The sequence below is a fragment of the Nonlabens xylanidelens genome, assembly GCF_002934445.1.
GTDB lineage: Bacteria > Bacteroidota > Bacteroidia > Flavobacteriales > Flavobacteriaceae > Nonlabens > Nonlabens xylanidelens.
On the sequence record NZ_PTJE01000001.1, the window covers coordinates 230,215 to 251,370 of the forward strand.

A 21,156-nucleotide genomic window follows, 5' to 3' on the forward strand; every position below is an offset into this window, starting at 1 on the left:
GCAATAATGAATTTATTTAATAATAAGAATATGAGAAATTTCAATAAAATTTTTGCAATTGCTGTGCTATCAGTAATTACTTTCTCTTGTGTCGAAGACGACGACTTTAGCATTCCAGAAACTGCACCACAAGATGTGCAGATAGAAGGAACATTCATTACCCTTAACGCTCTTTATAGCGGTATGGTACAGGATGATTACATTACAACTTTTGATTCTACATCTGATGCTTATACAGTAGGATATGTAGTATCTAGTGATGAAGGTGGTAACTTCTTTGAAGAACTACTAGTTCAAGATAGTCCTGAAAACCCTACAAGAGGTGCTCGTGTAAGTATAGACGCAAGTCCTTTATTCACTAAATATAATGTAGGTAGAAAAGTATATATCAAACTAGCTGGTCTTTCTGTTACTACAAACACAGAGCCTGAGTTTGATAACTTTGGAAACATACAAAATAGTGGTCTTTTAGGAATGAATATCGGTAAAGGTACTACGGTAGGTAGAATAGACCAGATAGGTGCTTTTCAAGAAGAAAACGTATTTGTTCGCGCTGATGAAGTTGCAACAATAGTTTACAATGAATTAGAATTTACTGACTTGACTGCAGCAAATATCTATACTGCTGTAAAACTAGCAGATGTACAATTTGACCGTAGACAATTAGATTTAACTTTTGCAGGAGAAGCTTCTGATAGTTTTGATGGAGATAGAACACTAATAAGCTGTTCTTCTAACGCAACTGGTTTATTCCAGACTTCTACTTTTGCAGATTTTAAATCACTTAACATTCCTGATGGTCGTGGTTTCATAAATGCAGTAGTTGCAACAGATTTCTTTGGTGAGAACTATACACTTTCTGTAAATACTCCAGATAACATTGTTTTAACTGACTCTAATAGATGTGACCCAAGTTTCTTAGAGTGTACCACTCCAGGTGCAGGTGGATCTACTGTCGTTTTTGACGTTGATTTTGATACTACTGTAACTAATCAAAGTGATCTAGATGCGCAAGGCTTTGTTAATGAAAATGTTTCAGGTGGTTCTGAGCGTTATGAATTCGGAAGCTTCAGCAACAACAGTTATTTAAGTGTAAATGCATTCGGACAGTCAGATGACCCAATGATTGCATGGTTAGTACTTCCAGGAATGGATCTAGATGCTACAACAGACGAGGCTTTAGAGTTCGATATACAAGCTAATTTTGATGCTGGTGGTTTATTAGAAGTATTCATAAGTAATAACTTTACTGGTGACGTGACTACAACTACATGGTCTCAATTAGACGCATCAATACCTGCAGGTCCTGCAAATGGATTTGCATCAAGCTTTTCAAGTGTACCTGCTATCAACATCTCATGTGTAGATGGAACAGATGTACGTATTGCATTCAAATACACTGCATCTGACCCACAAGGAACTACTACACGTTACCACATCGATAATATATCAGTTACTGGTAACTAAGATAAGAGTACATCTTATTCATAAAAGTTATAAATATATAGCTTTCGCGAAAGCTCAATTACAAAAAGCCCCTAGGATCAATTGATTCTAGGGGCTTTTTCAAATAACAAATTGAAAACTATCTAACACACGTAAATACTTTTTACCTGATAGTATTCATAAAACAACACTAAGTTGATTGAGAAGGCTAATTTGAGGCTCAATAAGCGCTAAGACAACATTTTGTGGCAGCTCACTTATTAAGTTTATACAACTAACATTATTAATAAAATTATATCAAGTTCATATGACATCATCGTTTGCTCATTTACTGTACATGAATTAAAACTGCCTTCTTCTTCTTCTTCTTCTTCTTCTTCTTCTTCTTCTTCTTCTTCTTCTTCTTCTTCTTCTTCTTCTTATACTTATACTTATACTTATACTTATACTTAAAATACTAATAAGGATAACACATTCAGATACCTAAATCGATCTTAGTTAAATCCAAAATATTTTTTTTGGAACAATACGGTCACGTTACAAGAATGAAAAAAGTACATTAAACTTGTGTTATAACATTTAAATAGTATAGGAAATAGCATTAAACAAAATCTAATTCATTAAGTATACTTTCAGTTTAAGGCATAAAAAAAGCCACTCTTTTCAGAGTGGCTTTTTATTATTTTGAAATGTTAGTAATAACTTATTTTACTAAGTTAATCTCTACACGTCTGTTTTGAGCTCTACCAGCTTTAGTACTGTTACTAGTTACAGGATTAGCTTCACCATATCCTTTAGAACTTAAACGGAATTCATCGATACCATTCTTTACTAAGTATTCCTTTACAGAAAGTGCACGATCGTCAGAAAGTCTTTCGTTGTATTTAGCACTACCTCTACTATCAGTATGACCTTCAATTGTAAATTTAGCTTCTGGGTATTTCTTTAAGATAGCAGTAATGTCAGCTAACGTTGCAGCAGACTGAGCTTTGATAGAAGCTTTAGCTGTATCAAATAAGATAGTTTTAGCATACTCGTTTAATTGAGCTTGAACTTCTTTAGTAGGCATAACTGGTCTTGGACAACCTTGTAATTCTGCGATACCTTTAACGTCTGGACATTTATCCATAGCGTCTTCAACACCATCATTATCTCTATCTTTTACAGGACAACCTTGTCTTGCAACAGGACCTGCCTCATTAGGACACTTATCATCAGCATCAGCAACACCATCGCCATCAGCATCTGGACAACCCATAAGAGCTACAACACCAGGAGTATCAGGACATTTATCGTCTTTATCAAGAACTTTATCACCATCTCTATCTGGACAACCGTTAGTTTCAGCAGGACCGAAATCGTTAGGACAACCATCTTTAGAGTCTTCTATACCATCATTATCAGAATCTGGACAACCCATAAACTTCTCTAATCCAGCTACTGTAGGACACGCATCTTTAGAATCAACGATACCATCACCGTCAGTATCTACTGCACCCCAAGTAAACTTAAGACCAGCAGTGTGCTGCCAGTGCTTAGGTAAGTTATCTTCAAAAGCATGCTTGTAAGAAGTTTGAATGTTTGCATAAACATTATCCATTAACTTCACGTCAAAACCAAAAGTTCCGTTGAAAGTACCAAAACCTTCATCGTCTAACCACTGGTAAGAACCACCAGCACCTAAGTAAGGGTTAAAAACTTCACCACCACTCCATAATTCTGCAAGATTATATCTTAATCCACCACCTAAAGAGTAGTAAGAAAGGTCATCAACTTTAGTATCACCTACTGTGTCTATTGAATTCACAGAAAATGCACCAGTGGCAACGATACCGTCACCTACATAGTAACCTACTTCAAAACGACTAGGAACAGTCATGATGTTGTAATGATCTACATTGAAGAATTCATCAAAGTAGTCACCTAAACCAGCGTCCTTTTCTCCTACAGGATAAAGATCGATAGCATTAATTCCTACTGCGATACTCCAGCGATTGCTTTCGTCTTGCGCGTAACTCATGCTGGCAGAAAGTAAAATTGCTCCAGCAACTAATAATTTGTAAATATTTTTCATGTTGGGGTTTTTATTAATCAACATTGCAAAATTAAACCGTTCCGCCTCTATTACAAGACTTAAACTAATAAATTTGTCTAAAAATGCAGTTTTTATTGATTATTGCACGTTAATTTTAGATAACACCTAGCTTTTTCCCAATTTTTTCGAATGATGAGATCGCTTTTTCTAGGTGAATTTGCTCATGTGCAGCACTTAATTGCACTCTAATTCTTGCTTTTTCCTTAGGAACAACCGGATAAAAGAACCCAATTACATAAATTCCTTCTTCTAAAAGCATATCTGCCATTTGTTGAGACAGCTTTGCATCGTATAACATAACTGGCACAATTGCACTGTCACCATCTACGATATCAAATCCTAAATCCTGCATTCCTTTTTTGAAAAACGCTGTATTAGATTGTACCTTATCAATAAGCTCTGTACTTCTATCTATTAAGTCTAACGCTTTTAAAGATGCTCCTACTATAGAAGGTGCTAATGAATTACTAAAAAGGTATGGTCTAGAACGCTGTCTTAAGATTTCAATAACCTCTTTATTTGCGCAAGTATAACCACCCATTGCTCCACCTAATGCTTTTCCTAAAGTACCAGTAATAATATCTACTCTACCTAAAACACCTTTTGCCTCTAGAGTACCACGTCCTGTGTCACCTAAGAAACCTGCTGCGTGACATTCATCTACCATTACTAGCGCGTCATACTTATCTGCTAGATCACAAATCTCATCTAGAGGCGCAAGTAATCCATCCATAGAAAACACACCATCTGTTACAATAAGCTTATATCTAGCGCCGTCTGCAGTAGCTTGTTGCAATTGTTTTTCTAGATCTGCCATGTTTCCCGTGGCATAACGGTAACGACCTGCTTTACATAAACGCACACCATCGATAATAGACGCATGATTTAAAGAATCTGAAATGATTGCATCTTCTTTAGTAAGCAATGGTTCAAAAACACCACCATTCGCATCAAAACATGCTGCATATAAGATAGTATCCTCGCAACCATAAAAGTCAGCTAGTTTTTGTTCTAGCTCTTTATGAATATCTTGAGTACCGCAAATAAACCTTACAGAACTCATACCAAAACCATGAGAATCCAAAGTATCCTTTGCAGCCTGTATTACTTCTGGATGAGAAGACAACCCTAAATAATTATTGGCACAAAAATTAATTACCTCAGATCCGTCGTCTAATGTAATAACCGCATCTTGTGGTGATGTAATGATTCTTTCTTTCTTATATAGTCCAGCTTCCTTAATTTCAGCTAGCTCTTTTTGTAGGTGTTCCTTAATTGATCCGTACATATTTATTTATTTTTAAGTTTTACAAAGATAATAAGTCTAACGAGGCTTATCCTTGCCATTTCACTATTTCTAGAGAATCCGTATACACCAGTATTTTTTCTAAAACTTCCATATTCATGGAGATCAACAAGGCCTCATAATCATTAAGTTGAGATCGGTGTTTATTCATAACCGCTCCAGATTTATAATCCATGATTACAACACCTTCCTTTTTAATCACTAATCTATCTGGTATTAATCGCGTTCCTATAGGAAGTAAAATAGGCTGCTCATTGCGCACCTCTAACCCTTCCTTATAATAAGAGATAAGATCTGGATGATGTATCACATTTGTAATCATCACTTTCATCTCTTCTTGTTCCTTTTTTGACAAAGAAAAATCACGATCTATTTTCTTATTCACTTTGACTAGATCATCAGCAAACACTATTTGAGAAAGGTACTCATGCAGTACATTACCCTTTTGAATAGCATCACTCACACCACTAGCCCATAGCAATCCTTTTCTAGTAGAAATACTTAATCTATCTGCATCTAGGTTTACCTTATATTCTTCGAGCATCTCGCTCTCTTCTGTTTTGACTTTATCTGACCTGCGTTGCACATCACCTATTTGAGCACTTTTAAAACCTTCTTCTGCATTTAAATCAAGCCCCTTCTTATCGACAAAATCTTTTAATAAAGAAGAATAATTAGTCGTTTTACTATCTATACCACTTATGTACAATTGCTCTCTAGCTCTTGTAAATGCAACATAGAGCGTATTTATTTGATCCATCTGCGCTTTGGCAAGATTATTTTGATATACTTCTGGAGCGAGACCAGGATAGAATTCATTCTCTTTTTTCAGATTGATATAAACTTGATCAAAACCATCGTATTCTTTTTCATCTACAGCAACCCAACCAGTCGGATTTCTAGCATCATCTATTTTCTTATCGCAATGAGGTACTATTACCACAGGAAACTCTAATCCCTTAGATTTATGAATAGTCATTATTTGAACCGCATCAGCATCTGCAGCAGCTGGTACACTTAATTTTTCTTTTTTCAATTCCCAGTGCTCAATAAAACCAGAAAGTGAGACTTCATAACCTGTGGAGTATTCAAATAAGAATTCCATAAAAGATTGCAACCTGGTATCTTGTTCCTTAAATAATCCTAGAGACTCTGCTACGTGTTCTGTTGCTTGAAATAATGCCGCTTTCGCGAAAGCGGAACCTAAATCATCTTCTTCTACACCTACTAACTTTTTTCCTAAATCCAGCAGGCTCTCTTGTAAATGCGCGGTAACAAAAGAATGAATATCTTCAATATGAAACACTCTCGTGTAAGCTATCAAGAACTCAAAACGTGGCTGTTGCTGGTCTGGAACCTGAATCATCTTCATTAACGAAACTAACAACTGGACTTTATGCGATGCAAAAACCAGCAAACTATCTCCAGAAACCACACGCATCTCTTGAGACACGAGATATTTTGCAATCTCATGACCTTCTTTATTTGCGCGAACTAAAACGCATATCTCACCTAAGGCAAAACCATTTTCATGGGCCTTTAAAACCTGTTGATGTACGTGATAAGGATACGGTGTTTTAAAGTCGTCTTCATTTTCATAGGGCGCTTCAAAATCTTTATCTATAAAATCAATTTGTATGTAACCACCTTCTTTTGCCCTAGTTTTTTGTTCTAAATACTCTTTGTACAAGGTCTGATAGACGTCGCTATTTAAATGATCTCCATAAGAGTCAAAGAAATCATTATTGAATTTAATTACCTCATCAAAGCTGCGCCAGTTAAACTCTAGCGTCTCGTCTTTTTTAGGTAACATAAAAAGGTCTGGTGTAGCGAGTAGTCTCAAAAACTGGTCTGCATCGCCACCACGGAATCTATATATGGACTGCTTTGCATCTCCCACGAGCATGAGACTACCTCTTTCTTCATTTTCTCGTTCTTGTTGCAATTCATTTTCTATAAGTGGCGAGAGGTTTTCCCACTGCATGCGGCTGGTGTCTTGAAACTCGTCTATAAAATAATGACGGTAGCGCTCACCTAGTCTTTCATAAATAAACGGTGCTGGTTGGTCTTTTATCTGCTCTGCAAGAAGTGCGTTAAATTCATAAATAGGTACGATTTGTTCTGTATCCTTAATTTTATCGATCTCATGAAGCAACTCATTAAGTAATGACAATGGTGTGAGGCTGCTTGCTATGTTTTTATAAAAAAGTACAGTCCCCATGTTTTCTTTATACGACTCTGCAAATACTCTAAGATCTACAGCCATAGTATCGATAGCATCTTTAATTTCTTGCGCTTTATTTTTAGGATACAGGTCGCCAGCAATTAAATCTCTTATAGAAGCTGCATCTAGTTTTACAGTAAAATCTTCTTGAGATACTTTAACAACTACATTGAAAATGCTTCTAGAACCACCTTTAAAATCTTTGGGAGCAATATGTGCGCTTTCTGAAACTGCAACAAGAGCTTTTGCTTTTTCGGTTAAATCTTTTTGAGAGAGGTTAATTTTCTTATATAAGCTTTCGCGAAAGCGTAAAAAATCTTCTACCTCTTTACCTTTTAATTGCTTTAAATAAGGGTAATGATTTTCATTAAGTATTAATTTTGCAATATCTAAAAGATCGTATTCTACATCCCAACTTTTACCTTCTTCTATCTTCAAAAGAGAAAAATCTACCAGAAGCTGTGTAAGCTTTTTATCTTTTCCTGCGCGCGCAATAAGGTTATGTATGGCTTTTGAAATAAGTCTATTGCTATCTAACTCTACTTCAAAATTATCTGGTAGGTCAATATCCTTTGCAAATGTTCTTAAAATACGATGGTTAAAAGAATCTATAGTCACAATATCAAAAGCCGAGTAATCGTGTAACAATTGATTAAAAATAGCACGTGCTTTCTTTTTAAACTGCTCCTTATCTAGACCAGTCTCGGTCATTATATGACTAGCGATACCTGCAACACTTTGCTCTAATTCTTCTAGAGTAAATTTATGTAGGTAATCGAGAATACGCTCTTTCATCTCGCCTACCGCTTTATTTGTAAAAGTAACGGCGAGTATGCGACGATACCCATTTGAATATGGGTTTTTAAATAGCAGTGTGAGGTAATCCTTAGCTAGTGTAAAGGTCTTACCAGAACCTGCGCTGGCGCTATAAAAAGTAGTAGATGATTGGGACATAGTCAAATATAAGCATAGAAAACAGCATCAATTTGAAATTAATCTTAAAGAAGTATTTATTCTTTTAACTATTTTACTCATCATTTTAAGGTTGAACACTTTAAGTATAATATAACGCAGATTATTTTAACAGTAACTTTTAAGTACTTAATTTTATAGCTCAAGAATTAACAAATTAAAAACTATATACAATGGCTTTTGAATTACCAAAATTAAATTACGCAACAGACGCGCTAGAACCACATATCGATGCAAAAACTATGGAAATACACCATGGTAAGCATCACCAAGGTTACACAACAAAATTAAACAACGCTGTAGAAGGAACTGATCTAGAAGGTAAAACTATCGAGAACATTCTTTTAAACTTAGACTTAGAAAACAAAGCTGTAAGAAATAACGGTGGTGGTTTTTATAACCACAGATTATTCTGGGAAGTAATGACACCTAATGGTGGTGGTCTTCCTACTGGTGACCTTGCAGATGCTATCAATGCTTCTTTTGGTTCTTTTGAATCTTTCAAGGACAAATTTAGTACAGCTGCAAAAGGACAATTCGGTTCTGGATGGGCATGGCTATGTGTTCACGAAGGTGGAAAACTAGATGTATGCGGTACTCCTAATCAAGATAACCCATTAATGCCTGGTGTAGGTTGTGGTGGTACTCCTGTTTTAGGTCTTGATGTATGGGAACATGCTTATTACTTAAACTATCAAAACAGACGTCCTGATTATGTTGAAGCTTTCTTTAATGTAATTAACTGGGAAGAAGTTTCTAAAAGATATGCTGAAGGAAAATAATCCTAACTAGCTAAAATTTAAAATCCCCAAATCAACTAGTTGATTTGGGGATTTTTTTATTTAATAAAATCTAGCTCTTAATAAGCACGCTCATCATTTCCTTCAAAGAAGTTGATATATGCACGGTTCACAACACGGTTACCACCAGCAGTTGGGTAGTCACCTGTAAAGTACCAGTCTCCTAAGTTTTTAGGACATGCTTTATGAAGATCTTCTACCGTTTGATAAATTACTTTTACCTCAGCATTAATATCTTCGTCAGATAATAACTCACCTATTTTATCAGAAATCTCTTGATCTTTAAATGGTGCGTATAAATCTACTACGTGATTTACTACATCTACATCTTCTAGCTCTGTTTGTAATTTACACTTCTTGTAAATCTCTTCTATAATATGGTAAGTACCACGATCTTTATGTAAAGCTAGTGCCGCTCTAAAAGCAACAAGACCTTCTAATCGTGCCATGTCTATACCATAACAGTCTGGGTAACGTATTTGTGGTGCACTAGACACTACTACTATTTTCTTAGGATTTAATCTATCCATCATTTTAAGGATAGACTTCTTTAAAGTCGTTCCTCGTACGATAGAATCGTCTATTATAACTAGATTATCTTCCGGTTTTACCACACCATAAGTAACATCATAAACGTGAGCTACAAGATCATCACGAGAAGAATCTTCTGTTATGAATGTACGTAGCTTTGCATCTTTAATGGCTATCTTTTCCGTTCTCAGCTTACGTGACAGCGTTTCTTCTACCTGCTCTGCTGTTAACTGTCCATTACCAGCGATAATAAAATCTCTTTTTTGCTGGTTAAGAACCGCATGACCTTCTTCTACCATACCGTAGAAAGAAGTCTCAGCAGTGTTAGGGATGTAAGAGAATACGGTGTTATCAATATCGTTATCGATACTTTCCATAATCTTAGGGAACAATAATTTCCCTAACATTTTACGCTCTTTGTAGATCTCTGCATCACTACCACGAGAAAAGTATATACGTTCAAAAGAACACGCTTTGCGTTCTAATGGTGCTGTAATCTGATCTAGAGTAACTGTACCATCTTTCTTTATGATAATTGCTTTACCAGGATCCAGCTCTTTCACCTCATCAAACGGTGCGTTAAAGGCCGTCTGTATAACAGGTCGCTCACTCGCTACTACTACTACCTCATCATTTTGAAAATAATAAGCTGGTCGTATTCCTGCAGGATCACGTAATAAGAATGCATCTCCATGTCCCATAAGTCCACCCATAGCATAACCACCATCCCAGTCTCTTGCACTTTTACGCAAGATCTTTGCAACGTCTAGCTCTTCTGCTATTTTAGGACTAGCATCTCTTTTAGAGAGCCCTTTAGCTTTAAATTTCTTGTATAACTTACTTACCTGTCTATCTTGAAAATGACCTACTTTTTCCATGACAGTTACCGTGTCTGCCATATCTTTAGGATGTTGCCCTAATGATACTAACTTATTAAAAAGCTTGTGCACGTTAGTCATATTAAAGTTACCTGCCATAATCAGGTTGCGGTGCATCCAATTGTTTTGTCTTAAGAAAGGGTGTACCGATTCTATGCTATTTTTTCCAAAAGTTCCATAACGCACATGCCCCATTAACAACTCTCCTACATATGGAAGCTGTTCTTTCTGTGCAGCAACATCATCTTTAATCTCTGGATTTTCAGTAAGCCCAGTATTAATACGGTCATTGATTTGCGCAAAAATATCTTGAATAGGTTGCGCAGCATTACTACGTACTCTAGAAATATAACGTTGCCCTGGATCTAAATCTAGTTTTACACTTGCAAACCCAGCACCATCCTGACCACGGTTATGTTGTTTTTCCATCATTAGGTACATTTTATTGATACCATAAAAGGCAGTACCGTATTTCTCCTTGTAAAATTCTAATGGTTTAAGAAGACGGATAAGTGCTATACCACACTCGTGTTTTAATTGATCGCTCATGATGGGGATTATAAGGATATAAAAATAAAAAAAGCCCCAAGAATTACTTGAGGCTTTTTGATAGAATTATTAATTTTTTATTTCAAATTTTGTTAGCGCCTTAAATTGCTCTAAACGCGTTTTGATCTCTTCATTTGTAATAGTTTGCATGCGCTCTGTACCAAATTTCTCTACTGCAAAGGATGCAAAGTTAGATCCATAGATAATAGCACGCTTCATATTTTCAAAACTATAGTCGCCACTAGCTGCAAGGAATCCTGCAAATCCACCTGCAAATGTATCTCCTGCTCCAGTAGGATCAAACACTTCTTCTAGTGGTAATGCTGGTGCAAAGAAAATCTCTTCATTATGGAATAATAAAGCTCCATGCTCCCCTTTTTTAATTACTACATACTTAGGACCCATAGCATGAATCTTTCTTGCTGCAGCAACTAGAGAGTATTCTCCAGACAGTTGTCTAGCCTCTTCATCATTAATAGTGATTACATCTACCTTAGCAATTACCTCGTGCAACATATCTAGCGCACTGTCCATCCAGAAATTCATCGTATCAAGTACGATTAATTTTGCTGCTGGAGTTTGTTCTATAACACCTAATTGTACAGCTGGATGTAAGTTTCCTAACATCACCACCTCAGCATCTTTAAATGATTCTGGTACAACTGGATTAAAATCTGCTAACACATTAAGCTCTGTTGCTAGCGTGTCGCGCGTATTCATATCATTATGGTATTTTCCTGACCAGAAAAAAGTCTTCCCGTCTTTTACCACTTCTACACCTTCGACATTCATGCCGCGGTTAGTAAGCATGTCTAAATATTCTTGAGGAAAATCACCTCCTACAACACTTACTAGACCTACTTCTGTATTAAAGTGAGATGCACTAAGTCCTATAAAGGTAGCTGCACCACCTAAAATCTTATCTGTTTTACCAAACGGAGTTTCAATTGCATCAAATGCTACTGTACCTACCACAACTAATTTGCTCATGTAAAAAATTTTTGCAAAAATACGGTTTCGTTTTGAGTTATAACTTGCTCGCTATAGATTTTAAGTATAGTTATTTTCAAGATTAATTATAAAGACGTAGAACCTCTATCTATCTCCAGCAATTGGTCCATGTATTCTCTAGAATTACTTAATCTAGGTATCTTATGTTGCCCACCTAATTTATCTTTTTTCTTTAACCATTTGTAAAAGACATCTGGCTTTGCATTGTGTATGATCAACTGTTTTAGAGTTATATCATTAGCACGTTTTGCCTCATAATCACTATTTACTCGTTGTAGATTGTGGTCTAACGCTTTCGCGAAAGCGGAAACATTATCCGGCTGCGTTGCAAATTCTATCATCCACTCATGCGCACCTTTTTCTTTACCTTCCATAAAAATGGGAGCAACGGTATAGTCTTTAATAGCACAAGGAATTTCTTTAATGGTTTTCTTAAGCGCTTCTTCGGCATTTTCTATAATAAGCTCTTCACCGAATACATTAATATGATGTTTAGTACGACCGCTTACTTTAATGCGATAAGGGCTTTTACTAGTAAAACGTACCGTATCACCTATTTTATAACGCCATAAACCGGCATTAGTCGTGATGATGATAGCATAATTCTCACCTAACTCTACCTCACTAATAGGTATCACCTTTTCTTGCGGCGTTCCATAAGTTTTCATGGAAATAAACTCATAAAAGATTCCATAATCTAACATAAGCAATAGTTCCTTGCTGTCGTTAGTATCCTGTATCGCAAAGAAACCTTCGCTCGCATTATAAGTCTCGTAATACTTTATATGTCCTGCTGGCAATAATTTTTTAAACTGCTCTACATAAGGGTCAAAACTCACACCACCGTGAAAGAACACTTCCATTTGTGGCCATACCTCTAGAATATCATTTTTCCCTGTAGTCTCGAGAACATTATTAAGTAACACCATCATCCAGGAAGGTACTCCTGCAAGACTGGTTACATCTTCTTTTATCGTTTCTTGTACTATCGCAGGCATTTTAGTTTCCCAATTTGCCATAAGAGCTACATCATTACCTGGTGTAGAACTATAGTCTGCCCAGAAAGGCATGTTATCTATTAAAATACTACTTAAATCTCCAGCTACAGTTCCCGACTTTTTATCTAGGGTATTGCTACCACCTAGTCGCAATCCTTTTCCCTTAAAAATTTTAGATTCAGGATTGTTATTTAAATACATGCACAACAAATCCTTAGTTGCTGCATAATGGCAGTCTTCTAACGATTGCTGGCTTACAGGAATATACTTGCTACGCGCACTGGTCGTACCACTACTTTTTGCAAACCATTTAATATCGCTAGGCCAGAAAATATTACCTTCTCCTTTCATCGATCTCGCAATAGAATCCTGCATTTCTACATAACCAGACATAGGGACACGATTTGCAAACTCTGCATAGGATTTAATAGTATCAAAACCATATCTCTTGCCCACCTCTGTATGTCGGGCATAATAAATAAGATCTTGCAATATATTATCTTGTAATTCTTGTGGATGCTTCATAAAAAGCTCCATATCATGTATGCGTTTCTTAAGAAACCACGATACTACAGAATTGACTAGTGCGTTTGCCATTATTAATTAGAGATCATCTTATTTTTACAGATTCAAAGATACTTCGATAATTTTTAAAGTTACTAAAATGATCCTTACCGGCACTATAAGAAAAATGCAAACTGAACTGAAGGAAACTGTTCAATACTATCTGGTATTCCCAGATAACTTTGTACACATGAATCAGCTGCTGGATAAAAACATTTCTTTAAAGCATGTAGGTAATGAATGCCTTAACTGTAGTCTTGATAAAAAAATATGGCGCCAGGGCTTTTGTTATGATTGTTTTACCGCATCACCACAAGCCGGCGACTGGATCATGCGTCCAGAATTAAGTCGCGCTCACCTAGACGAAGAAGATAGAGATCTAGAATACGAGAAAAAAGTACAACTTAAACCACATATCGTTTACCTAGCAAACAGCAGCAATATAAAAGTAGGAGTAACTCGTAAAACGCAGGTTCCTACGCGATGGATTGATCAAGGTGCACATGAAGCCGTTGCCATTCTTGAAACACCTAACCGTTACCTAGCCGGTATTGCAGAAGTCGCTCTTAAAGATCACGTAGCTGATAAAACCAACTGGCGCAAGATGCTTACTAACAGCATAGAAGATGTTGATTTGTTACGCTTTCGCGAAAGCTTACTACAATACATACCACAAGAAGCCCAAGAATATATTCTCGATAACGAGAAAGAATGGGAAATCAATTTTCCCGTACTTCAATATCCTGAAAAAGTGACTAGTGTCAATCTTGCAAAAACTAACGAGTACGCAGGAAAACTAAAAGGTATTAAAGGACAATACTTAATCTTTGAAGATGGTAAAGTAATGAACTTGAGAAGTCATGAAGGTCTCGTGCTAGAAATTAAGGTAGATTAAGTAAATCAACTCATCTAGTTTCCCTTTAAAAACGCCACATAAACACGCTTTTAAAAGCCTGATAACTTGCTTCTAAAAGCCAAAAAAATAATGCGCAAAATTCCGTACTTTTGCCAGCTTTAAAACACCAGTGTAATGAGTAAGAAATTCAACGAATACAAAGGATTGAACCTACCTGAAGTAGATGAACGCATCAAAAACTTCTGGAAGGAAAACGACATTTTTAACAAGTCCATGACGACTCGTGAAGGAAATGAACCTTTTATTTTCTTTGAAGGACCACCATCTGCAAATGGTTTACCTGGTATTCACCACGTTATGGGACGTACGATCAAGGATTTATTCTGTCGTTTTAAGACCCAACAAGGTTATCAAGTTAACCGTAAAGCTGGATGGGACACTCATGGTTTACCTGTAGAACTGGGTGTAGAAAAAGCACTAGGTATTACTAAGGAAGACATAGGTAAAAAAATATCTGTAGAAGAATATAATCAAGCCTGTAAAGATGCGGTATTAAAATATACAGACATCTGGAGCAAGCTTACTGATGACATGGGTTATTGGGTAGATATGGAAGATCCATATATTACTTATAAATCTAAATACATGGAGTCTGTATGGTGGTTATTAAAAGAAATCTATTCTAAAGATTTACTTTATAAAGGATACACAATACAACCCTATTCTCCGGCTGCAGGAACTGGACTGAGCTCGCACGAGTTGAACCAGCCTGGAACTTATCAAGATGTTACAGACACGACAGTTACAGCACAGTTTAAAGTTGAGGATCCATCAAAATTACCATTTGAAAACAATGGAAATGTATTTTTCCTTGCTTGGACTACTACTCCATGGACACTGCCATCTAACACTGCGCTTACCGTTGGTCCTAAAATCGATTATGTACTAGCTGAGACTTTTAACCAATATACTGGAGAATCTATGCAGGTGATTCTTGCTGAGAAATTAGTGAGCTACCAGTTTGGTAAGAAGTATGAGCTTTTAGAAGGTGACGCTTTCGCGAAAGCGAAACTAGAATACAAATTGGGAGATAAAAAAATCCCTTATCAGTTATTAGGTTCTTGTAAAGGAACTGATCTGGTAAATTTAAGATACGAGCAGTTGTTGCCATATGCACAACCGTATGAAAATGCACAAGATGCTTACAGAGTAATTGCAGGAGACTTTGTAACTACTGAGGATGGTACAGGAATCGTGCACACAGCACCTACATTTGGTGCAGACGATGCGCTGGTTTCTAAACAAGCAAATCCGCCTATTCCACCGATGTTGGTTCTAGATGAAAATCAGAATCCAGTACCGCTAGTAACGCTTCAAGGAAAATTTAGAGATGAACTGCCAGAGGTAGGTGGTAAATATGTAAAGAACGAATATTTTGCAGATGGAGAAGCACCAGAACGCTCTGTAGATGTAGATATCGCGATTGCTTTAAAAGAACAGAATCGTGCTTTTAAAGTAGAAAAATATGTCCACAGTTATCCACATTGCTGGAGAACTGACAAGCCTGTTTTATACTATCCACTAGACAGTTGGTTCATAAAAGTGACGGAATTTAAAGACCGCATGCATGAATTAAATAAGTCTATCAACTGGAAACCTAAATCTACCGGAGAAGGAAGATTTGGTAACTGGCTAGCAAATGCAAATGACTGGAATTTATCTCGTTCTCGTTTCTGGGGAATCCCATTACCTATATGGAGAAATGAGACTGGAACTGAAGAAGTAATCATAGGTTCTATAGAAGAACTTACAGCAGAGATAGAGAAATCTATCGCAGCTGGATTTATGACTTCTAATCCTTTTGCTGGTTTTAAAACTGGCGATATGAGTGAAGAGAATTACAATCTTGTAGATCTTCATAAAAACGTGGTAGACGACATTTATCTAGTAGGTAAAAATGGAGAGAAACTAACACGTGAATCAGACCTTATTGATGTATGGTTCGATTCTGGTTCTATGCCATATTCTCAATGGCACTATCCTTTTGAAAATAAAGAAGAAGTAGAAAACCAACTTAGAAAAGCAGATTTCATTGCCGAAGGTGTGGATCAAACTCGTGGATGGTTCTACACACTACACGCTATCGCTACCATGATAAGTGATGACGTGGCTTATAAAAATGTAGTTTCTAACGGACTCGTACTAGATAAAAATGGACAGAAAATGTCTAAACGTCTAGGTAACGCAGCAGATCCATTTGAGACTTTAGGTAAATATGGAGCAGATGCTACTCGCTGGTACATGGTGAGTAATGCAAACCCATGGGACAACCTCAAATTTGACTTAGACGGTATCACAGAAGTGCAACGTAAGTTTTTCGGTACACTTTATAACACGTATTCTTTCTTCAGTCTGTATGCAAACGTAGATGGGTTTACTTATAGTGAAGCTAATATCCCATTAGAGGAACGTCCAGAAATAGACCGTTGGGTTTTATCTGAGTTAAATACCTTGATAAAAGATACCACAGCATTCTATGAAGATTATGAACCTACAAAGGCTGCTAGAGCTATCACCACTTTTGTGACTGAGAACTTAAGTAACTGGTACGTACGTTTATGTAGAAGACGTTTCTGGAAAGGAACTTATGAGCAAGATAAAATTGCTGCCTACCAGACGCTTTATACTTGTCTTAAAACGGTTGCACAATTAGGCGCACCTATTGCTCCATTCTTTATGGATCAACTATACCGCGATTTAACTAGTGTTTGTGAAAGTGACGCAAGTGAAAGTGTACACCTTGCATTATTCCCTAAAGCAGATGAATCTCTTATAGACGCAGCGCTAGAAGAAAAAATGCACAAGGCTCAAGTGATTTCTAGCCTTACTTTATCATTACGTAAGAAGGAAAGCATCAAAGTACGTCAACCACTACAGCGTATTATGATACCTGTTCTAGATGCAAATGATAAAGCACAAATAGAAGCAATTGCAGATCTTGTAAAGAGTGAAGTAAATGTAAAAGAGATAGAATTAATAGACGATGCTAGTGGAATATTAGTAAAAGAAATCAAGCCTAACTTCAAAGCCTTAGGCCCACGTTTTGGTAAAGCCATGGGACAAATAGCTGGGAAAATCAAAAGTTTTCAACAAGAAGACATCACTTTGTTAGAAAAAAACGGATCTATTAACATAAATGTTAATGATTCTGATGTTATATTGACCCTTGAAGATGTGGAAATCACATCTTCAGATATAGAAGGATGGCTAGTAGCAAATCAATCTGGAATTACCGTTGCACTAGATGTAACAATATCGCCCGAGCTTAAAAAGGAAGGGATTTCACGTGAACTGGTGAATCGTATTCAAAACATAAGAAAAGACTCCGGACTAGAGGTAACAGATCGTATTAACATAGCTATTCAATCACATAGTGAAATTGATGAAGCGGTTGCGTCTAACGAACAGTATATTAAAGATGAAACCCTTGCAGATGATTTAACATTAATACAAACTGTAGATAATGGTACGATTGTTGAATTTGACGACATTGTGACCTCAATACAGGTTATAAAATTATAGGATATGGGAACAAGTGCAGATGAAAAATTAAGATACAACGATGCTGACCTAGCTTACTTTAAAGACTTGCTTAATGCAAAAATTAAAGAAGCACAGGAACAGTATGAGCTTATCAAGAGTGCATATATGAATGATGCTAATAATGGAACTGATGACACTGCGCCACAGTTTAAAGCATTTGACGAAGGTAGCGCTGTAATGAGCAAAGAAACCAGCTCTCAACTAGCGATACGTCAAGAAAAATTTATACGCGATCTTAAAAACGGATTGATACGCATCGAGAATAAATCTTATGGTGTTTGTAGAGTAACTGGAAAACTAATCAACAAGAAGCGTCTTGAATTAGTACCACATGCTACATTAAGTATCGAGGCAAAAAACATGCAATAATTACATTATTCAGCTCATTACGAGCATTTATTTAAATCTTTGTAAATATGGATCACAGTTATACTTGTTCTAGTTTACAAAGGTTTTTATGTTTTATGAGTCTTGTTGTTTTTCTCGCTTTCGCGAAAGCGGATGCTCAAACAACTTCTTCTAATAGAAATGAGACCAGCCATAGTCTAGCTACTTTTAAGACTATAGATATACATTTACAACAACACATACAGTTGGAGATAAAAACCAGCAATTCACAGGATGTAAAATTAATTACATCTGTAAATGGAGAATATAAAAACGCAGTAATTCTATCTAGTATTATAAGGAATGACTCTTTAATAATTACAGACCCCATTCATCCTACGTTCTCTTTTCCTGGAGACAAACTAAGTGCGCATAAAGTAATAGACAGTAAGGCGACTATTGTACTACCTGAGAATAAGAAACTAGTCATTAACGTACAAAGTGCCGACTTAAAAATAAGTGGAAATTACGACAGCGTATACATAAATCAACTATCTGGCAGTTGTAAAATAGATCAACTGAAGGGTGATTTACATTTTATATCTGTTTATGCCAGTATATATGCTAACCTGAAAAACTATGATGTAACTAGTGCATCACGATCGGGAAAAGTACATGAATTTAAAAAACCTGTACAAATCAAGTATTTTGCTAGGCTAGAAACGGTATCTGGCAATATAAGCACGTTAAACAAGCGTTTTAATTAGTATTTTAGCACTTCTGAAAAAGATTAAATGAAATTAACAAAAGCTATACTCATTATACTATTGATCATTATAATTGATCAAGCTAGTAAAATTTATATAAAATTAAATTACACGTTAACGGATAGTACGAGTCCAGCCATAGTAGATTGGGGTAAATTTAAACTTCTTTTTTATGAAAACGCAGGTGCAGCTTGGGGAATGGAGATACCTGGTGATTATGGTAAGTTAATCTTAGTTATTTTTAGAATTTTTGCGGTTTTTGGGATAGGTTATTGGTTAGTGAGCAGTATTAAAAAGCACGGACACAAGATCTTAATCTTATGTATTTCGTTAATTTTTGCAGGTGCATTTGGTAACATTATAGACTCTGTTTTTTACGGTGTTATCTTCTCTGGTAGTTATCACGGCGCAATAGCTACAGCATTTCCAGAAGCTGGTGGTTATGCAGGTCTAGGATATGGTCACGTAGTAGATATGTTATATTTCCCATTATTTGAAGGAGACTGGCCACAATGGATGCCATTTGTAGGAGGAGAGCACTTCAAATTCTTTAACGCGATTTTCAACGTTGCCGATAGCGCCATTACTGTAGGAGTGATTTTATTAGTAATTTTCAGTAAGAAAGCATTTCCCGATACCGATAAGAAAAGTGTAGCCTAATTAAACAGAAAACGCTTCTATCATAGCCTGCTTGTTGATAGGCTTTGTAATGAAGCTATTCACGATATCGTGACTATTTGCCTTAGCTACTTCTACAGGGTTAATAGTAGAACTAACTACATTTATTTTCAAACCTTCTTCTTTTAATTTACCTGCATAAGTTTCCATCTCATCTAGAAACTCCCAACCGTCCATAACAGGCATATTAAGATCTAGCAAGACTACTTCTGGCAGCTCTGGATCTTGTTTACCTAACTGTTCTTCAAAAAATTTAAGAGCCAGTTTACCGTTCTCAAAAATAACTAACTCTTGTGCGAGTTTATTTTTTTTGATGAGCATTTTGATCAAACTGACATACAGTTTATCATCGTCTATTATACAAGCTTTCTTTACCAATTCTATTCTATCTTAAAATTTTACAGTAAACAAACTGCCTTTCCCTACTTCACTTACCACTGAGATATTACCACCCAGCGATTCTACTTGATTCTTTGTTAAAAATAAGCCTATTCCACGAGCATCTTCATTATCGTGGAACGTTTTATACATATTAAAAATCTTAGTTCCATTTCTATCTAGATCGATACCGATACCATTATCTTGAAACGTAAGCAATTTATTATTTCTTTTGGCTTTAGTCTTTACATTAATTTTCAATGTCTTAGAACTATCTCGATACTTAATAGCGTTAGATAATAAGTTAGAAAAAATACTGCTCAAAAATGTTGGAACATAATCAATATGACTAAGATTTGAAAAATCATATTTTAAAGATACATCAATCTCTTCTAATAATGACCTATGATCTTCTAAAACACTTTTAAAAACACTTTCTATATCCACAGGCTCTTTACTCTTCTCATGAGTATTAATAGTTACAACTTCATTTAAATGCTCTAGTGTCTCACTTAAGTTGTTAGATATATCTGAGAGGTAGCTTTTAAAAACCTTTTCATCCGTACCTACCAGTGGAGAGTTAAAAGTCTCTAAAGTCAGTTCAAGATTGCTAGAATGTACTCTTAAATTATGAGAAACTATATGAGCAAAATGGACTAATCTCTCGTTTTGAACCTCTATTATTTTTGCCGTTTCCTCTAGCTCTTTACCTTGCCTTACATATCGATCTATACTAGTAAAAACACCTCTTATACCGACTACCTTACCAGAAACGTCATCATATAATGGCTTACCAGTGGCACGCATCCATATCTTTTGATCATTGTGATCGATCATTTCTAGATCTTCTACAAATTCACGTCCTTTAACACAGTTTTGAAAATGTATCCATATGGATTTAAAATCGACAAATAAATTTAAACCAGTTTCAAAATCTACTCTATAATCATTAGGTAAACTCAACACTCTTTTACCCATATCGTCTATAAAACAACAACCTGTTTCTAGGTTTGCACTATAAGAACCAGTTGCAGTAAGAAGAGCTGCTTCTTTTAAAAAGTAATCTTTGTCTTGCAGTTTTTGTTGCAAGTTTTTTTCGGGAGTGATTTTCATCGTTTAAGGGGAAACGTTATCATAAAATCACCAATTAGTAAAAGACTAAAATGGTAACAT

15 protein-coding genes are annotated in these 21,156 nt (G+C 36.0%); 7 read left to right on the forward strand and 8 right to left on the reverse strand.

Annotated features, from left to right (window positions below):
- Window positions 1–6: 6 nt before the first annotated feature.
- On the forward strand, window positions 7–1,467 hold the full coding sequence (locus LY01_RS01020; protein WP_104513956.1) for a DUF5689 domain-containing protein: 1,461 nt from the start codon (window positions 7–9) through the stop codon (window positions 1,465–1,467).
- 682 nt (window positions 1,468–2,149) lie between these two features.
- Here LY01_RS01020 and LY01_RS01025 read toward each other — a convergent pair.
- The 3 genes from LY01_RS01025 to LY01_RS01035 form a co-directional block, all read right to left on the reverse strand.
- Window positions 2,150–3,520 carry an OmpA family protein gene (locus LY01_RS01025; protein WP_104513957.1) on the reverse strand — a complete coding sequence of 457 codons (1,371 nt, stop codon included), beginning with the start codon at window positions 3,518–3,520 and terminating at the stop codon, window positions 2,150–2,152.
- Between the two features lie 115 nt (window positions 3,521–3,635).
- Complete coding sequence (gene kbl / locus LY01_RS01030) at window positions 3,636–4,829, reverse strand: glycine C-acetyltransferase (RefSeq protein WP_104513958.1); 1,194 nt, start codon at window positions 4,827–4,829, stop codon at window positions 3,636–3,638.
- Between the two features lie 46 nt (window positions 4,830–4,875).
- The gene (locus LY01_RS01035) at window positions 4,876–8,025 is read right to left on the reverse strand and encodes a UvrD-helicase domain-containing protein (protein WP_104513959.1); all 3,150 of its coding nucleotides are present in this window, start codon (window positions 8,023–8,025) and stop codon (window positions 4,876–4,878) included.
- 191 nt (window positions 8,026–8,216) lie between these two features.
- Here LY01_RS01035 and LY01_RS01040 point away from each other — a divergent pair, with 191 nt between their 5' ends.
- On the forward strand, window positions 8,217–8,825 hold the full coding sequence (locus LY01_RS01040) for a superoxide dismutase (RefSeq protein ID WP_104513960.1): 609 nt from the start codon (window positions 8,217–8,219) through the stop codon (window positions 8,823–8,825).
- Window positions 8,826–8,902: 77 nt separating this feature from the next.
- Here the strand turns inward: LY01_RS01040 and LY01_RS01045 are convergent, their stop codons facing one another.
- From LY01_RS01045 to LY01_RS01055, 3 genes are all read right to left on the reverse strand, one after another.
- A complete protein-coding gene (locus tag LY01_RS01045) occupies window positions 8,903–10,801 on the reverse strand; it encodes an amidophosphoribosyltransferase (protein ID WP_104513961.1) in 1,899 nt (632 codons plus the stop codon).
- Between the two features lie 69 nt (window positions 10,802–10,870).
- Window positions 10,871–11,791, reverse strand: a complete 921-nt coding sequence (locus tag LY01_RS01050; RefSeq protein ID WP_104513962.1) for a PfkB family carbohydrate kinase — start codon at window positions 11,789–11,791, stop codon at window positions 10,871–10,873.
- 86 nt (window positions 11,792–11,877) lie between these two features.
- A complete protein-coding gene (locus tag LY01_RS01055; protein ID WP_104513963.1) occupies window positions 11,878–13,407 on the reverse strand; it encodes a GH3 auxin-responsive promoter family protein in 1,530 nt (509 codons plus the stop codon).
- Between the two features lie 67 nt (window positions 13,408–13,474).
- Here LY01_RS01055 and LY01_RS01060 point away from each other — a divergent pair, with 67 nt between their 5' ends.
- The 5 genes from LY01_RS01060 to LY01_RS01080 all read left to right on the forward strand — a co-directional run bounded on the left by LY01_RS01060 (window position 13,475) and on the right by LY01_RS01080 (window position 19,587).
- Entirely contained in the window at window positions 13,475–14,269 is a 795-nt protein-coding gene (locus tag LY01_RS01060) for a DUF2797 domain-containing protein (RefSeq protein ID WP_104513964.1), read from the forward strand.
- Between the two features lie 135 nt (window positions 14,270–14,404).
- The gene (gene ileS, locus LY01_RS01065; RefSeq protein ID WP_104513965.1) at window positions 14,405–17,812 is read left to right on the forward strand and encodes an isoleucine--tRNA ligase; all 3,408 of its coding nucleotides are present in this window, start codon (window positions 14,405–14,407) and stop codon (window positions 17,810–17,812) included.
- Between the two features lie 3 nt (window positions 17,813–17,815).
- Complete coding sequence (locus tag LY01_RS01070; protein WP_104513966.1) at window positions 17,816–18,202, forward strand: TraR/DksA family transcriptional regulator; 387 nt, start codon at window positions 17,816–17,818, stop codon at window positions 18,200–18,202.
- A 47-nt stretch (window positions 18,203–18,249) separates the two neighbouring features.
- On the forward strand, window positions 18,250–18,927 hold the full coding sequence (locus LY01_RS01075; RefSeq protein ID WP_146080353.1) for a hypothetical protein: 678 nt from the start codon (window positions 18,250–18,252) through the stop codon (window positions 18,925–18,927).
- A 27-nt stretch (window positions 18,928–18,954) separates the two neighbouring features.
- The gene (locus tag LY01_RS01080; RefSeq protein ID WP_104513968.1) at window positions 18,955–19,587 is read left to right on the forward strand and encodes a lipoprotein signal peptidase; all 633 of its coding nucleotides are present in this window, start codon (window positions 18,955–18,957) and stop codon (window positions 19,585–19,587) included.
- On the opposite strand, the gene LY01_RS01085 is transcribed toward LY01_RS01080, so the two are convergent.
- The gene (locus LY01_RS01085) at window positions 19,588–19,983 is read right to left on the reverse strand and encodes a response regulator (protein ID WP_262497500.1); all 396 of its coding nucleotides are present in this window, start codon (window positions 19,981–19,983) and stop codon (window positions 19,588–19,590) included.
- 12 nt (window positions 19,984–19,995) lie between these two features.
- The gene (locus LY01_RS01090; protein ID WP_104513969.1) at window positions 19,996–21,096 is read right to left on the reverse strand and encodes a sensor histidine kinase; all 1,101 of its coding nucleotides are present in this window, start codon (window positions 21,094–21,096) and stop codon (window positions 19,996–19,998) included.
- Window positions 21,097–21,156 lie beyond the last annotated feature (60 nt).

Bases quoted from the DNA above. Each gene is read 5' to 3' on its own strand.
- LY01_RS01035 (WP_104513959.1), bottom strand. From the start codon at position 8,025: ATGTCCCAATCATCTACTACTTTTTATAGCGCCAGCGCAGGTTCTGGT.
- LY01_RS01025 (WP_104513957.1), bottom strand. From the start codon at position 3,520: ATGAAAAATATTTACAAATTATTAGTTGCTGGAGCAATTTTACTTTCT.
- LY01_RS01055 (WP_104513963.1), bottom strand. From the start codon at position 13,407: ATGGCAAACGCACTAGTCAATTCTGTAGTATCGTGGTTTCTTAAGAAA.
- LY01_RS01070 (WP_104513966.1), top strand. From the start codon at position 17,816: ATGGGAACAAGTGCAGATGAAAAATTAAGATACAACGATGCTGACCTA.
- LY01_RS01080 (WP_104513968.1), top strand. From the start codon at position 18,955: ATGAAATTAACAAAAGCTATACTCATTATACTATTGATCATTATAATT.
- LY01_RS01040 (WP_104513960.1), top strand. From the start codon at position 8,217: ATGGCTTTTGAATTACCAAAATTAAATTACGCAACAGACGCGCTAGAA.
- kbl (WP_104513958.1), bottom strand. From the start codon at position 4,829: ATGTACGGATCAATTAAGGAACACCTACAAAAAGAGCTAGCTGAAATT.
- LY01_RS01060 (WP_104513964.1), top strand. From the start codon at position 13,475: ATGATCCTTACCGGCACTATAAGAAAAATGCAAACTGAACTGAAGGAA.
- LY01_RS01050 (WP_104513962.1), bottom strand. From the start codon at position 11,791: ATGAGCAAATTAGTTGTGGTAGGTACAGTAGCATTTGATGCAATTGAA.
- LY01_RS01090 (WP_104513969.1), bottom strand. From the start codon at position 21,096: ATGAAAATCACTCCCGAAAAAAACTTGCAACAAAAACTGCAAGACAAA.
- ileS (WP_104513965.1), top strand. From the start codon at position 14,405: ATGAGTAAGAAATTCAACGAATACAAAGGATTGAACCTACCTGAAGTA.
- LY01_RS01020 (WP_104513956.1), top strand. From the start codon at position 7: ATGAATTTATTTAATAATAAGAATATGAGAAATTTCAATAAAATTTTT.
- LY01_RS01075 (WP_146080353.1), top strand. From the start codon at position 18,250: ATGGATCACAGTTATACTTGTTCTAGTTTACAAAGGTTTTTATGTTTT.
- LY01_RS01045 (WP_104513961.1), bottom strand. From the start codon at position 10,801: ATGAGCGATCAATTAAAACACGAGTGTGGTATAGCACTTATCCGTCTT.